The organism is Lapidilactobacillus dextrinicus DSM 20335 (genome assembly GCF_001436095.1).
Classification (GTDB): Bacteria; Bacillota; Bacilli; order Lactobacillales; family Lactobacillaceae; genus Lapidilactobacillus; species Lapidilactobacillus dextrinicus.
In genome coordinates, this window is record NZ_AYYK01000017.1 from 1 (window position 1) to 15,278 (window position 15,278).

16 protein-coding genes and 1 pseudogene are annotated in these 15,278 nt (G+C 38.1%); 8 read left to right on the forward strand and 9 right to left on the reverse strand.

What is annotated here, in order from left to right; all coding sequences use genetic code 11:
* Window positions 1–248: 248 nt before the first annotated feature.
* Window positions 249–614, reverse strand: a complete 366-nt coding sequence (locus tag FC84_RS07285) for a CvfD/Ygs/GSP13 family RNA-binding post-transcriptional regulator (RefSeq protein WP_057757304.1) — start codon at window positions 612–614, stop codon at window positions 249–251.
* 180 nt (window positions 615–794) lie between these two features.
* Here FC84_RS07285 and FC84_RS07290 point away from each other — a divergent pair, with 180 nt between their 5' ends.
* Window positions 795–1,778, forward strand: a complete 984-nt coding sequence (locus tag FC84_RS07290; protein WP_151425859.1) for an NAD(P)/FAD-dependent oxidoreductase — start codon at window positions 795–797, stop codon at window positions 1,776–1,778.
* A 52-nt stretch (window positions 1,779–1,830) separates the two neighbouring features.
* Window positions 1,831–2,349 (forward strand): phosphatidylglycerophosphatase A family protein, encoded by a 519-nt coding sequence (locus FC84_RS07295; RefSeq protein WP_057757307.1) that lies wholly within the window; start codon window positions 1,831–1,833, stop codon window positions 2,347–2,349.
* A gap of 38 nt (window positions 2,350–2,387) precedes the next feature.
* Here FC84_RS07295 and FC84_RS07300 read toward each other — a convergent pair whose 3' ends face one another.
* The 4 genes from FC84_RS07300 to FC84_RS07315 are packed head-to-tail and all read right to left on the reverse strand — an operon-like array spanning window position 2,388 to window position 5,173.
* A complete protein-coding gene (locus FC84_RS07300) occupies window positions 2,388–3,041 on the reverse strand; it encodes a TIGR01906 family membrane protein (protein ID WP_057757308.1) in 654 nt (217 codons plus the stop codon).
* On the reverse strand, window positions 3,041–3,823 hold the full coding sequence (locus FC84_RS07305) for a TIGR01457 family HAD-type hydrolase (protein WP_057757310.1): 783 nt from the start codon (window positions 3,821–3,823) through the stop codon (window positions 3,041–3,043). Before FC84_RS07305 ends, FC84_RS07300 begins: the two co-directional genes overlap by 1 nt.
* A 57-nt stretch (window positions 3,824–3,880) precedes the next feature.
* Window positions 3,881–4,831, reverse strand: a complete 951-nt coding sequence (locus tag FC84_RS09215; protein WP_057757312.1) for a YutD-like domain-containing protein — start codon at window positions 4,829–4,831, stop codon at window positions 3,881–3,883.
* A gap of 27 nt (window positions 4,832–4,858) precedes the next feature.
* Window positions 4,859–5,173 carry a hypothetical protein gene (locus FC84_RS07315; RefSeq protein ID WP_057757314.1) on the reverse strand — a complete coding sequence of 105 codons (315 nt, stop codon included), beginning with the start codon at window positions 5,171–5,173 and terminating at the stop codon, window positions 4,859–4,861.
* 206 nt (window positions 5,174–5,379) lie between these two features.
* On the opposite strand from FC84_RS07315, the gene FC84_RS07320 reads away from it, so the two are divergent.
* The 3 genes from FC84_RS07320 to pepV are packed head-to-tail and all read left to right on the forward strand — an operon-like array spanning window position 5,380 to window position 8,565.
* The gene (locus tag FC84_RS07320; protein WP_057757316.1) at window positions 5,380–6,762 is read left to right on the forward strand and encodes a glycerophosphodiester phosphodiesterase; all 1,383 of its coding nucleotides are present in this window, start codon (window positions 5,380–5,382) and stop codon (window positions 6,760–6,762) included.
* Window positions 6,763–6,776: 14 nt separating this feature from the next.
* The gene (locus FC84_RS07325; protein ID WP_057757318.1) at window positions 6,777–7,136 is read left to right on the forward strand and encodes an ArsR/SmtB family transcription factor; all 360 of its coding nucleotides are present in this window, start codon (window positions 6,777–6,779) and stop codon (window positions 7,134–7,136) included.
* A 25-nt stretch (window positions 7,137–7,161) separates the two neighbouring features.
* On the forward strand, window positions 7,162–8,565 hold the full coding sequence (gene pepV / locus FC84_RS07330) for a dipeptidase PepV (RefSeq protein ID WP_057757320.1): 1,404 nt from the start codon (window positions 7,162–7,164) through the stop codon (window positions 8,563–8,565).
* Window positions 8,566–8,675: 110 nt separating this feature from the next.
* On the opposite strand, the gene FC84_RS07335 is transcribed toward pepV, so the two are convergent.
* Entirely contained in the window at window positions 8,676–9,137 is a 462-nt protein-coding gene (locus FC84_RS07335) for an ASCH domain-containing protein (protein WP_057757322.1), read from the reverse strand.
* Window positions 9,138–9,390: 253 nt separating this feature from the next.
* Here FC84_RS07335 and FC84_RS07340 point away from each other — a divergent pair, with 253 nt between their 5' ends.
* Complete coding sequence (locus FC84_RS07340) at window positions 9,391–11,931, forward strand: transglycosylase domain-containing protein (protein ID WP_057757323.1); 2,541 nt, start codon at window positions 9,391–9,393, stop codon at window positions 11,929–11,931.
* Between the two features lie 113 nt (window positions 11,932–12,044).
* On the opposite strand, the gene ccpA is transcribed toward FC84_RS07340, so the two are convergent.
* The gene (ccpA, locus tag FC84_RS07345) at window positions 12,045–13,052 is read right to left on the reverse strand and encodes a catabolite control protein A (RefSeq protein WP_057757325.1); all 1,008 of its coding nucleotides are present in this window, start codon (window positions 13,050–13,052) and stop codon (window positions 12,045–12,047) included.
* 198 nt (window positions 13,053–13,250) lie between these two features.
* Here ccpA and FC84_RS09220 point away from each other — a divergent pair, with 198 nt between their 5' ends.
* Together FC84_RS09220 and FC84_RS07350 are read left to right on the forward strand one after the other, a co-directional pair.
* The gene (locus tag FC84_RS09220; protein ID WP_201780886.1) at window positions 13,251–13,361 is read left to right on the forward strand and encodes an aminopeptidase P family N-terminal domain-containing protein; all 111 of its coding nucleotides are present in this window, start codon (window positions 13,251–13,253) and stop codon (window positions 13,359–13,361) included.
* A pseudogene (locus FC84_RS07350) lies at window positions 13,352–14,122 on the forward strand (M24 family metallopeptidase); the annotation flags it as partial. The gene FC84_RS09220 and the pseudogene FC84_RS07350, both read left to right, overlap by 10 nt.
* Window positions 14,123–14,199: 77 nt before the next feature.
* Here the strand turns inward: FC84_RS07350 and FC84_RS07355 are convergent.
* Together FC84_RS07355 and FC84_RS07360 are read right to left on the reverse strand one after the other, a co-directional pair.
* On the reverse strand, window positions 14,200–14,847 hold the full coding sequence (locus FC84_RS07355; RefSeq protein WP_057757327.1) for a YtxH domain-containing protein: 648 nt from the start codon (window positions 14,845–14,847) through the stop codon (window positions 14,200–14,202).
* Window positions 14,848–14,874: 27 nt separating this feature from the next.
* Window positions 14,875–15,273, reverse strand: a complete 399-nt coding sequence (locus FC84_RS07360) for a DUF948 domain-containing protein (RefSeq protein ID WP_057757329.1) — start codon at window positions 15,271–15,273, stop codon at window positions 14,875–14,877.
* Window positions 15,274–15,278 lie beyond the last annotated feature (5 nt).

The window sequence follows — 15,278 nt, forward strand, 5'->3', positions numbered from 1 at the left end:
ATTACTAATGTAATAAACCCTGCACATTACTCGAAACTTTGTTCAGTTTTCAAAGGTCTACTGTGTCGCAACAGCAACTCAATTAGTATAGCATGTTGTCTTTTTCAATGTCAACAACTTTTTTCAAAACTTTTTTTCGTTTGAATGTTGAACTGACAATAAAGGCAACGCTTCATAATGCTCGTCGCTAACAACCTAAACTATCTTATCAATTTGACTTTAGTACGTCAATAAGAAATTTAAAAAAACTAGTTAAAAAATGATAATGCCTCTGAAATCCATTGCTCTTTTGCGTCCGCAATCGGCTTAAAACCGGTGTTTGTACGCTGATTGGTCCAGAAAAACTTTTTTCTACGAAAATCGCTTTCAGGGCCATTATTCATCAATGCACGCAGTGATAAGCTAATTTTTTGCGAATACTCATCAATGTCTAAAACTAATACTTTAACCACATCGCCCACACGAACGATGCTGTGTAAATCTTCAACATAACCTGCAGAACATTCAGAAATATGAATGAGGCCTTGCGTTTGATCATCTAATAAGATAAATACACCATAGGGTTGAATACCCGTCACTTGTCCGACAAGTACATCACCAATTCGATAACTCACTTTGTCTGCCTCCTAATTCTGAATCTATTTCATTTTATCAGGAATCATGCCGAAGATAAATAAAAAGTACTTATTCTTATTTCGAATACTACTTATAAGATAATATTCGAATCTTAAGCTAAACTATGTTAAAGTTATTGCGCTGAGTTTACCTGATCACATATGTAGGAAGTGGATATTTTGAAGCACAAGTACGATCTATTAATTATTGGTGGCGGTCCGGTTGGCCTTTTTGCTGCGTATTTCGCCGGAATGCGTAATGCTGACGTCGCCATTGTTGAAAGTTTGCCCCAATTAGGTGGACAAGTTGCCGCCCTGTTCCCCGAGAAAAACATTTACGACCTGGGTGGTATTCCAAGTATTAAAGCTAAAGATCTCATTAAGCAACAATTAGTTCAATTAGAAGCTTTTTCACCTAAAGTCTTTTTAGATACTTCAGTGACAGATATTGCTAATGACGCTGACGATGATTTTATCATCACCACTACACAAGGTGAAATTCAAGCAAAAGCGATTATTATTGCTATTGGTAATGGTGCCTTTGCCCCGAGAAAATTAGCTTTTGATTACGATCAACAATTGGAAGATAACGGTATGATCAACTACTTTATTACTGAATTAAATCAATACCGAGATAAAAATGTCGCAATCGCTGGCGGCGGTGATTCTGCAATTGATTGTGCCCTAGCTCTTGAACCAATCGCCAAAAGTGTCACGATTATTCATCGCCGTGATCAGTTCCGCGCACTAGAATCAAGTGTTGCGCAAATGAATGCTTCAAGTGTTCAAATTAAAACGCCTTTCTTATTAAATGATTTGCGACAACAAGCACAACAATTACAAATTGATTTAAAGAAAGTTAAAACGACAGATATTGAAACACTCACAGTTGATAAGTTAATTGTTAATTATGGTTTTACTGCAGATAGTCGAATTTTACGCAAGTGGGATCTTTATCTTAATGGTGTTAAAGTTAAAGTCAACACGAAAATGGAAACAAGTCGACCAAAAGTTTACGCAATTGGCGACGCAGCCGATTATCCTGGTAAAATGAACTTAATCGCCACTGGCTATGGCGAAGCCCCGATCGCAGTGACAACAGCTTTAGAAACCATCTATCCAGAAAAAGTACAACCATTACACAGTACCAGCTTGTTTAATTAGTTACCGTTAATCTTTTAACCTCAAGATTCAAGTATTGAAAGGAGTTCTTATTATGATTGGTAATCACGAAATGTTATTTAATCATGTTATCGAGCTATTAAAAAAACGCGGTGTTACTGTTGATGATATCGCCGATCTTGTTATCTTTTTACAAAAGGATTATATTCACGGCTTAACTCATGCAGATGCAGCCGAAAGTGTGCGCATCGTCTTACAGAAACGCGAAGTTCAAAATGCCATTATGACTGGTATCCAGTTGGACGAGTTAGCTGAGAAGCATCAGCTGGATCAGCCACTCCAAGAAATTCTTGAAAAAGACGAAGGACTATATGGTATTGATGAAATCATGGCTTTAGCGATTGTTAATGTCTATGGTACGATTGGTTTTACCAACTATGGTTATATTGATAAAGTTAAGCCAGGTATTCTGCAAGTCTTAAACGCTCATGAACCTGGTATTATTCATACTTTTCTTGACGATTTAATTGGTGCAACTGCAGCAGCGGCAGCAAGTCGTCTAGCACACCAGCATCCCGAACTAGAAGATGACCAAGATATTTACACAGATTAAACTAAAACCCCAGCTATTTATAATAGCTGGGGTTTTTATTATTTATCATGAGTCGCTCGTAATTTCTTAATTGAACGATGGGCAACTAACCACCCACTGATCATCAATAATTCAAATAGAACAAACGCCAAGATGAAACAGTGCATGAAGAATTCTTCTGGTAAAACTAAAATAATGGGATCTTGAGCCGGATCGAATAACCAATCTTGATTCCGGAAAAATAACTCGTGAAAGGTCACAAAGAATTGATTAAAGTTTAAAGACGCCAGACCAGCTAAGAGCAACGGCAATAAAAAGCCAATCTGAGCAGGACGTAACAGACGATATTCTTGACCTTGTTTTTTTATCTGATGCAAAAAGCGCACGGCAAACGGCGCCGATACCAATAAAATGATCCAAGCCAAGATAAAAAGTTGCTTCACGTCAGCAAAATGTTGCGCACCGCTTTGAGAAACTGGAAAATCAGTCAATTGCAGTTGCCCAATCCAAGGTAATTGCAAATAAGCCATTAATTGCAAAAAATTATGGTACAACGCACCAGCAGATATCGGCCAGTATTGCCGCACTTGATAAATAGCAGCATCAATTGGGAAAAGTAAATAACTGCCTAGTAACGTTAAGACAACTGCTAAACTAATACAAAACAGAATCGTGGCTAACCAATTAGCCCCATTTTTAAGTTCGGCCTTCATTAGACTTCCCATTCGTCCAAGGAATTAACTTGATGAGTTGGTTGAATCTCCTTTTGGGCAACAACTTCTGGTTTGCTGACACCTGTATAGACTAATAATGAGTCCACGCCGGCATTAATTCCCGCACGAATATCGGTTTCATAATTGTCGCCAACGATTAAAGTATTTTCAGCTTCTTGGCCCAAAACAGCCAATGCTGCATTGACAATGATCGCTTCAGGCTTGCCAATATATGTTGCCTGTTGTTGAGTAGCATGTTCTACTAGCGAAATAACAGAACCTGCACCAGGAACTAAACCACGCTCATTGGGTAAGTTAGTATCTGCGTTAGTGCCAATAAAAGTTGAGCCTGCTCGAACCGCTAACGTTGCCACTTCAAACTTATGATAAGTCACGTCGTAGTCCAGACCAACGACAGTATAATCAGGATTTTGCTCGGCTAGCTTCATACCCGCACCTAATAAAGCACTGACTAAACCAATTTCACCAATAACGTAGACCGTTTTCCCGGATAGATCACCTTGGTTTTTGGCCTTGAGATAACTTACCGTTGCCAAAGAAGGCGTATAGATTTGGTCTACTTGAACATGAATATCGTGATTTTTGCTCAGGTTTTCTGCAACTGCTGCCGGTGTCTTCGTTGTGTTATTCGTTAAAAACAAAAACGGAATGTGTTTAGCTTGCAAACGTTCTACAAAACGCTTAGCTGCCGGAATGCGATCGCTCCCCCGATAAATCGTGCCATCAAGATCAATTAAATATGCTGAATAAGATTTCAAAATATAAACGCTCCAATATTAAAAATTTAACGTTGTCTTAGTCGACAACGACATTAATCACTAATCTTCTAGTTGCCGAATATGAAATTCATGTGGTGCTCGACTTTGTCCTGACCGCTTGTCCACTACTCTAGGTTGATTAGTTGTTGATTGACGCTTAGCTTTGGGTTCTGATTGGCGCTGAGACTGATGAGGTGTTGCGGTGTTGGTTAAGGTATGCATTGTAAAATTATTGTGTGGGGTTGCTTTACTGGTTTTATTTTTCTCTGAACGACGCTGCTTTTTTTGACCGTTAGGCTTACCTTGTTGTCCCTTGCGGTCGGATCGATCATTAGTTGATCGAGAACGATCCGTAGTTCTCGTTTGTGCCGAGTGCTTAGCAGCTTGATTGGTTCGCTGTTCAGATTGTTTTTTTGCTGACTTATTTTGCTGTGGTTTAGGCGTTTTAGCATTAACAGCGCCTGTTTTACTACTATTAACTGTACGTTTACGGCGACGATTATTACTGTGACGATGCAGATTACGGTCAGCGTTATCTGATTCCGCCTTTTCTAAAACAAAAAATGCACAACCAAAATTACAATACTCATTAATATAATCTTGCAGTGTTGCAATGCTTTGATCACGATTAGCTGTGTGGTGCCGTTCATCATAAAATCCACGCAGGCGTAGCTGCTCAAAGCCCCAATCACCCACAACATAATCGTATTTATTTAAAATTGTTTCAAAACGCTGTCCTAATCGTTCGGCATCAAAGCCATTGCGATATTGATATACCAGTCGATAATGATGATTGCCAATAAAGATATTATCAGCATCTTTCACTTTAACGACAATTCCACGATATTCATGCTCATCGCGATCAGTTTCTTTGATTGGCACTGGTTGTGCTATTTCTTCACCGAATGATAAATCGTCAGCAGAACTATCATGCTTAACATTAAATACACCTGGTTCAACTTTAAGAACCGGTGTTGGCATCTCTTCAGGCGTGTTTAAATTTATTGCCATGTCTTAACTCCCTTATCCAAGTAACGATTAGCCAATGTGATTAGCTCGTAAAATCTCCTTAACATCATCAGCAATCTTACCTTCTGGCTTCTCCCATTCAACCCATTCCGTGAAATCTTCGGTAGGCATTGTATAATGAGAGTTGATATACTTTTCATAATCTTGGACGGCATTTGAATGCGGAATATTTAATTGCAAAATGCGAACTTCTTTGATGAAGCCGCGCACTGCGGCCAATTCTGCTCGGCCATTCATAAACATGTTGGCAATCTCGTAGTATTGAGTACCATCGTTACGTGTAATAAGCTCGATTAAATCTAAAGTTTGATATTTTTCGGCCATCATATACCTCCAAAACATACTAAGTGTAACATTTTTAAACAGCGGTGGAAAATCAAATCATTGCTTAAGTACTGCTAGACTAACGGTAAAATTTCAAATTTAGTAACTATTAAACTAACATTAATCTACTTGTATGAAACATGTTGGTTAAGTAACACTATATCATTAAAGTAACAATATCATGCGTAAAGAAAGTAGGCTTTTCCTTGAAGCAAGTACCTCTGATTAAATTAATGACTATTTTGGCACTATGGTGGCTAACTTGTGGCTTTACAGTCATTGGTCATCGCGGTGATCCTATTAATGAACCCGAAGAAACCCTTGCAAGTTTTAACCACGCTTTTAGCGAGGGGGCTGACTATGTCGAATTAGATCTTCACGTGTCACAAGACAATGTGTTGGTTGTTTCTCATGACCGTAACCTGGAACGCATTACTGGTCATAATGCCATTGTCTCACAGACACCTTGGGCAACTTTAAAAACCTTTAAACAGGCAAACGGTGAACCAATGCATTCACTGGCTGATATTTTTGCCTACTATCAAGATAAGCCCCAAACTAAATTCCTCATCGAAACTAAAAAGACCAAAAAAGGCAATCCCAAAAATATGGAACCTTTAGTAGCTGCATTAATCAAACAATACCACATGACCAATCGGGTGATGTTTCATTCTTTCTCATTATCGAGTTTGCAGACTTTGAAAACCTTGTTGCCTACTGTACCAAGAATTTTTATCGCTGGTAGTTTGAAACGTATTAATTTTGAAACCTTTACTACTTCTACTGGTGTTAATATTTCCTCGGAACTAGTTAACGCCCAAATCATCAAACAATTACACGCTGCCAAGCAAAAAGTTTATGTCTGGGATCATATGAACGAAAGTGCCAGTCGTTGGAATTGGTTAGTAAATCTCCCAATTGACGGCGTTGTAACTAATTATCCTGCAACTGGGAAACAGTACCAAGACGCTAAAACCAAAGCCACTTCAAAAAGGATTTCTCGAGATGTCACGCTATTAAGTAACTATCAAGTTAAAAGCTACGAAAATCCCTATAACCTTACCCTACAAAAAAATACCGTGCAGCCTTTGACTACCTATCATGTTGATCATTTGGTTTGGAGCCAAGGTCATGCCTATTATCAAATTGGAACAAATCGCTTCATTGAAGCAACTGGCGTTAATCCAACTAATGAGGTTGTTAAAGTCTCACCTTATCTTAATCAGCATCTCCAATTAAAAGCAGATCTGTTACACGTACCATTTTATGATCAGCCTTATGCACCGACAGCACTTAAACATGAGCTTCTGCCAAAACAACACTACACAATTAAAGCCGTCCAAATTATTAATGGTCAGCTTTGGTTACAGACTAAACAAGGCTGGTTAAAGGGGCATGATGTTTTAATTGATTTTGATCACAATAGTGCTAATTGGCGCGCATATCAGCAATTAAAACCGGCTCAAAAATTAGCTTTCACTACAATTCCCCAACCAAAAATTGGCCAAATCCCAGTAAAAAAACAAAATAAGTGGCAAATGTTAGCCTACTTCCATTATAATCAAGTTATTATGAAATCAATTTTATAGTGAGGTGCCAGCTAATGAAAGACTGGGATGATGAAGACGAGCCCAGTGAAATCGACCATGAACAGTTAATTGAAACGGTTAAAGCGACTTTACCCGCTGATGAAATTACTGAATCGATCTCCTCATTCTTTAAAATGTTAGGCGATCCGACGCGGGCTAAAATATTATATGCACTCTATGAATCTGAATTACGTGTTTATGATATTGTCGCAATTTTGGGACTTTCACAATCCAGTGTCTCCCATCAATTACGGTTATTAAAGCAAGCCAAGTTGGTCAAAAATCGCAAATCTGGCAAGGAAGTCTACTATTCATTAGCAGATGACCACGTCATGACCATCTTTAAGAGTGGTATTGCTCATATTAACGAATAATAAAATAATGAAAAGAGGAATTAGCATGATTGATTGGCAAGCAGAAGTAGAAAAACGGCAAGACGCATTATTAGATGATTTAGGTTCAATTTTACGTATCCACAGTGAACGCGATGTTGAACACGCAACAAAGGAATACCCACTTGGTGCAGGTCCTGCAGAAGCATTGAAACAAATGTTAGCTATTGCTGAACGTGACGGTTTCACAACTAAGAACGTTGAAAACGTTGCTGGTCGCATTGAATTTGGTGAAGGCGCTGAAACATTAGGTATTTTATCGCATATGGACGTTGTACCTGCTGGTGACGGTTGGGAAACTGATCCATTCGAACCTACTATTAAAGATGGTAATTTAATTGCCCGTGGTAGTGCCGACGATAAAGGACCAGCTATGGCTGCTTATTATGCTTTGAAGATTATCAAAGACTTAGACTTACCTGTTTCTAAAAAAGTTCACTACATCTTCGGTACTGACGAAGAAAGCGAATGGGTTGGTATTGAACGTTACTTAGAAGTTGAACCAGCACCTGACTTTGGTTTCTCACCTGATGCTGAATTCCCAATCATCAACGGTGAAAAAGGAATTACTGACTTTAAGATTAGCTTTAAGCCAGAATTATCAACCGTCGGCGAAATTCGTTTAATGAGTTTTCATAGTGGTTTGCGTGATAACATGGTTCCACAAACTGCTACTGCCACAATTGAAGGTCACCAATTAGGACAATTAAGTGATCAATTTGTCGCTTTTGCTGCTGAAAATGGTTTAGTTGCTGACGTTGAGGTTAAAGATCACCAAACAATCTTGACTTTAACAGGTAAGGGGGCCCATGCCTTAGAACCACGTGCTGGTCTTAATGCTGCCACTTACTTGGCAACTTTTTTAAGTGATTTATCATTAGATCCAGCAGGACATGAATACGTTAGTGTTATTAAAGACTACTTCCACTTAGATTCTCGTGGTGATCACGCTGGTATTAAATATACAGATAAGTTAATGGGCGAATTAACTGCTAGCCCTGATATCTTCCGCTACGATATTGAAAACGGTGGACATATTGTTTTAAACGTTCGTTTCCCACAAGGCATTACTGCTGAAGAAATTAATACTAATATCAATAAGACAATCAAACATGCTAACGTCAACAGCGAAGTTTATGGTCGCGTAGAAACACCACATTATGTACCAGCTGATGATCCATTGGTTAAAACGTTATTGAGCGTTTATGAAAAACAAACCGGTGAAAAGGGTGAAGAACAAATCATCGGTGGTGGTACTTACGGTCGTATCTTAGATCGCGGTGTTGCTTTTGGTGCTCAATTCCCTGGACAACCAAACGTGATGCATCAAGCTAACGAATACATGCCAGTTGCTGATATTTTACGTGCTGCTGCCATTTATGCTGAAGCAATTTACGAACTAATCAAATAATTAAAGACAATAAAAAGGCTAGGAATAATCCTAGCCTTTTTTGCACTCAAAATTAATTTCACGATCTACATCATCGTCATCATTTAATGATAGCATTCTGATGTCAACAACTATTCTGTCGGCCAAAGTAGTTCAAATTCCTCACAGACAACTGGATCCGTCTCAAAGAAATGATGATTAGCAGCCTCTGCTTCCTCACTGAAAAATTCCCAGTGAACTTCACGCCAATAATCAAGGCTCAAATCCCCTTCGCCTTCAAGTTTAGCATGTTCAGCCGTAACTTCTGAAAAAGGTACTACCTCAATTTTCGTGGTGCGAATAATGCAAACTGGTGCCTGTCGACCATCGAGAATAATATTATAGTCACCAACTTTAGGAACAGGTTCATTTGTCCAACGATAAAGTTGATATAATGATGCCGTTGCGGTCTTTTTGCCAGAAATAACTAAGGCAGCTAAGCGATCTGCCTGATCAGCTGTCCCGCCAAAAGACCAAGCTAAATATTTGTCCCCAGCATCAGGATATTTTTTCTTAAATGCTTCCCAAAAGTTCGAAATGACTAAACTTGACATATTCATTACTCCTCGCGATCATTCATAAGTTAAGAATAGCTGATTCAGGAGTTAAAAACAAACATTAACTCAAAATAGCATAACTAACCATTTTGTGCCTGAAAAGCAGCACCAAACGCTTGATGTAAGCCCCTTAACACAAAAAAGACTCAGAAAGTTAACAATCTGTTAACAGTTTTAAGGAAATAAACTTTAGGAATGATAATTGTTATATAATTCTAAGGTGTAACTATGAAAAAAGGTGGCGTTATCTTTGAACGAGCCCCAAAATTGGTGGACGAAATTCCTAACTGCACTACAAAACTTTGGTCAGCGTTTAGTGCACTTAACTAAACGTACCATTCAACAATCACGTTCGAATACTGAAGCTAATCAACAACCAACTCCAAACGATTGGCAATTTAAATTCAACGTAATTATGAGTACGATTCGATCCTTAATGCGCTTTGTCATTGCCCTACTTTTTGTTGGTGGCGGACTAGCGTTAGGACTATTATTAGGCTATTTTAGTGGTTTAATGAGTCAAGAATCTGTCCCTACATATGCCAGTATGAAACGACAGATTAGCGATGTTAAACAATCATCTGAATTATACTTTGCTAATAACGTCAAACTTGATAACGTCAAGAGTGATCTATTACGCAAACAAATCTCTTCTTCAGAAATGTCGCCTTACTTGAAAAAAGCTATTGTCGCAACTGAAGATAGTGATTTTTACAATCATAACGGGGTCGTTCCTAAATCCTTGATTCGAGCTGTCTTAGGTGAAATCGCAGGCGCCAGCGTACAAACTGGTGGTTCAACTTTAACTCAACAACTCGTTAAAATGCAGCTGCTATCTTCAGAAACCACTTGGAAGCGTAAGGCAACTGAAATTATGTTAGCAATGCGTGTTAATAAATATTTCAGTAAGGATGAAGTACTCGAGTCTTACTTAAATGTTGCAACTTTTGGCCGTAATAGTGCTGGCCAAAACATTGCCGGTGTTGAAGAAGCTGCTCAAGGTTTGTTTGGCGTTAGTGCCAAGAACTTATCCTTACCCCAAGCTGCATTTATCGCCGGATTGCCACAAAGTCCGTCAGTTTATACCCCTTATAAACAAAATGGTAGCTTGAAAAAAGATCTCTCACTGGGATTAAAACGTAAGAATGTCGTACTCTTCCGAATGTATCGTAATGGCGACATTACCAACAAACAATACCAAGCAGCTAAAAAAGTTGACCTTGTTAGTCAATTCCAAGAAAAAGGAACAGCATCAGAACAAACCGTCAAATACGGTTATGTTTATAACTTATTATTGTCACGCGCACGAACGATTCTAATTAAGCAGTTAGTTAAACAAGACGGTCGTCAAATAGTTAAGGTTAAAGCTGACGATGCGTTATATACGAAGTACTATAATCAAGCCGACACTTTATTGAAACAAAAAGGTTATCGGATTGACAGCACGATTAACAAGTCAATCTATGACGAACTACAAACAGCTACTTCACAAGCAAGCTATACTTTTGGACAAAGTTATACTGAAACAGCTTATGATAGTAATCTGAAAAAAGAAGTCACGATTACTGAACCCGTTCAAGTTGGTAGTATCGTTTTAGACAATACAACAGGTAAAGTTCTTGCCTTTGTGGGTGGTCGTGATTACGACGATAATCAAGTTAACCATGCTTTTGATACTCTGCGTTCTCCTGGTTCAACCATGAAACCATTATTGGTTTATGGGCCAGCTGTTGAAAACAAAATTATTAATACCCAAACTCAAATTGCCGATTTTCCTCAAGACTTTAATGGTTACAAGCCATCTGATTTTGGTCAGACATCACTTAATAAATTTGTTTCAGCAACAACTGCGCTAGAACATTCTTATAATCTTCCTGCTGTTAACTTGTACAACTACCTGTTAAACAAGACTAACGTACAACCTGCTGATTATTTAAAGAAGATGGGTATCACCTTAACAAGTAAGGAAATATCTGAATTAGGAATCGCCTTAGGTGGTACATCTCAAGGTATTTCCGTTCAACAAGATGCTAGCGCATTTGCAACCTATGCTAACAATGGTGATCATGTAGATCCTTATGTTATCAGTAAGATCACTGCACCAGATGGTAAAGTGATTTACCAACATAAAGAAACAAAAACTTCCGTTTACAGCCCAAGCACAGCTTATATTATGCAACATATGCTAAAACAAGTTGTTAAATCCGGTACTGCTAATTCCTTATCATGGCGACTTAACTTTAGCACAGACAACGTTTGGGGTAAGACCGGTACAACTAATGATAATAAAGATATTTGGTTTGTTGGTTCAACACCTGGTATTACGATGGCAACTTGGATGGGCTATGATAATTTCTATGGTAATCAACATAGCTTAGGTACAACAGCTAGTTCGATCAACTTAGGTTACTGGTCAACTATGGCCAATGCTATTTATAGCAACCAGCCAGATTTGTTAAAACTCAACAAATCGATGTCTAAGCCAAGTGGCGTTAAATCCCATTCCGTTTTAGAATCAACAGGAACAAAAGATGGTAAAGTCACTGTGGATGGTAATACAATTAATCTCAAAGGTAATACAGTTACCGCATTATTCAATGATGATGAAGCTAGTGATGCGAAAGCCAAATTTGCAATTGGCGGCACTGATAAGAATTACAAGCTCTTCTATGATCATTACAGCGGTATTAGTAATGCTTATGGTCAAAGTATTAAGATGGATGCTAAAGGTAACGTCCTTGATAGTAGCGGCAACATTGTTACAGATGACGACGATACAACAACCGATTAATATATGATGCAATCAAAAAAGAACCTGGAGAAAATTCTCCAGGTTCTTTTTTATATTTAAACCGAAACTTGTTTAATGACAAAGAGTTGCCAACAAGCCGCTAACTTTTTAAACTATTTTGATCTAGTTGAATTACGTGTAATAATGCTATGTGGTAAGAGAATCGTATTTTGATCGATTTCTTCTTTGTTCATCATCTTAGTTAATAAACGCATGGCTACGGCACCGATATCATAAAGGGGTTGAGCAATGGATGTTAATTTAGGACGCACAATCTCAGTTAACATCGTGTTGTTGCTAGTAATGATTTCAAAGTCTTCAGGGATCTTAACGCCAGTATCAACACCACCGTTTAAAAAGCCAACTGCTAATTCATCATCAGTAACAATAGCAGCAGTTGCGCCAGCATGTTTAACAGCATCCCAGACAGCTTCTCCAGCACGATAACTGTATTCAGTTTCAAAAACTAAGCTTTCATCATAAGCAATCTTAGCTTCTGCTAAAGCAGCTTGATAACCCTTTAAACGATATTGACCATTAATAGGATCGTTCAATGGACCAGTGACAAAAGCAATATGTTGATTGCCACTAGCAATTAAACGTGCTGTTGCTTCTTTAACAGCAGCTACATAGTCGATGTTAACACTACCAATTTTAGCAGTTGGATCAACTGTGCCGGCTAAAACAACTGGTGTCTTACTACGATCTAATTCTTTACGTGTTGAATCATCGATATTTTGACCCATGTAGATCAAACCATCAACTTGTTTAGCCAAAATACTTTCTAGAACAGTATTAACTTTATGCTTACCTTCATCTGCACTAGCCAAAATAATATTATACTTGTACATCGTTGCAACATCATTAATACCACGTGCTAAGGACGCATAAAAAATGTTCGTAATATCAGGAATTATAACCCCTACTGTTGTTGTTCGGTGACTAGCAAGACCCCGAGCAACAGCATTAGGACGATAATCAAGTTTTTCAATCACCTTTAAAACTTTTTCGCGAGTGTCTGGGCGGACGTTGGGATTGCCATTGACTACTCGAGAAACAGTTGCCATTGAAACACTTGCTTCGCGCGCAACATCATAAATTGTAATAGTTTGTTTTTCCATGTTTGTTTTGGTTACCTCATATTTTCATAGTTTTCCATATTAATTTAGCATGATGTAGCAACAAATGCAAGCGTTTTTATCTATCTTTATGAAAATAAATCGCTTTCATTAAAAATACTTTCAGATTCTTTTCATCAAAATGAGTTAGTTAAAATATGTTATACTGAACTAAACTTGTCTAGAAAGGAATCTTTCCCTATGAAAAAACTTGAAGCCCTACAAAAATGGGTCCAAGAACAACATCTTGATGTCGCTTATATTAGTGATCCTAATAGTGTTGGCTACTTTACCAACTTTGCTTTGAATTAATTCGTGAACAATTCCCTGATGCTTCTTTCCCAGTTAATGTTTCTGAATTTATTCGTCACATGAAACTTTTCAAAACACCTGGCGAAATTAATTTAATGGAAGAAGCTGGTGAACAAGCTGATCTAGCTTTTTCAATCGGTTTTAATGCAATCCAAGAAGGCCGCACTGAACAAGAAATTGTCGCTGAAATTGAATATGGCTTAATGAAACAAGGTATCATGCAAATGAGCTTTGATACGATTGTCCAAGCTGGCGCCAACGCTGCTAATCCTCATGGCGGTCCGGAACGTCATAAGATTGAACCTAATCAGTTAATTCTCTTTGATTTGGGAACTAATAATAAGGGTTACATGAGCGATGCTAGTCGGACCGTGGCTTTTGGTCAATTAAGTGATAAGCAACGCGAAATCTACGACGTTTGTTTAGAAGCACAATTAGCTGCTCAAGACGCCGTTAAACCTGGTATTACCGCTGCCGAACTAGATAAGATTGCTCGTGATATTATCACCAAGGCTGGTTATGGTGAATACTTCATTCATCGGCTTGGTCATGGTATTGGAACAACTGATCATGAATTCCCTTCAATCATGGAAGGTAATGACTTAGAATTACAACCAGATATGTGCTTCTCAATTGAACCCGGCATTTATATCCCTGGTTTTGCTGGTGTCCGAATTGAAGATTGTGTTCATGTTACTGAAAATGGCTGTAAAGCCTTCACTCATACTTCTAAAGCATTGAATCATATTCCTGTTCACTAAATAAATTAAAAGCGTTCCTAAGTCAGCAGATACTGATTTAGGAACGCTTTTTTTAATTCATTAAATTAATAATACTGTTATTTAGTTAAATCGTCTTTAACTTCGTCAGCTTTTTCTTTTGCTTGGTCGCTAACTTCTTTAAGTTGATCTTGAGCAGCGGCAGCATTGTCTTTAACTTCAGCAACGGTGTCACTGTCAGCAACTGTTTCTTTAATATCTGCCAATGTGTCATCAGCTTTATCAACCAAATCTTCAGTCTTGTCTGCAATCATGTCATCTTCATCTTGAGCTTCTTGAAAAGCAGATTGACTATCTAAGACAATATCATCAAAATCATTGCTTTCATCAACACTATCTTTTGTCTGTTCAAAACTACTCTTTAATTGATCAGTTACATCGCCAAATTGTGATTTCATTTGAGCGGTTGCATCTTGAAAATTATCTTTCATTTGTTGGAATGCTTGACCTGAAGTATCCATAGCTGAATGAAGACCCTCATGTTCATTCAAAACACTGTTAACTTTTTTAGCAGCATCTTCACGCCAATCAGCAGTTGCGTCGTCTGCAATCTGATACAATTCTGTCGCACGATCTTTCATTTTGTCGCGATTATTTGCAGCATGCTTACGTAAATCGTCAGCAGTTTCGGGAGTTAAGAACAACGCAGCACCAATTGCTGCTGCACTACCAATTACCAATCCTAAAAAGAAATGTCCTTTTGCCATATAAAACGCTCCTATCTATTTTAACTTTTATTTTTTGCGCAAAACAGCTCGCGCTACGCGAGTAACCATTGTATTTCGAGCAGTCTTGGGACTTGTGATCTTAGAAGCCAAATTACGTGATGAGGTATTCAAATCGGAGACAGAAGTTCCCAATTCACCCATTGCTTTAAAAACTGGATCCAAATTAGCAACTTTACCATTAACATCGTCTAACAAAGTATTGCTTTTAACTAATAAACCTTCTACTTCACTTGATAACACGTCAACGTCTTTCGTGACCGTGTTTAATGATTGATTCACGCCATCGACTGTTTTTTCAACGTTTTTCATCACTTTAGTAATCCGCATCAAAAAGATCGAAATAAAAATTACTAAGATCAACAGTGCACCGGCAGCAATCAATCCTGCGATTTCTCCGCCTGACATAGAAA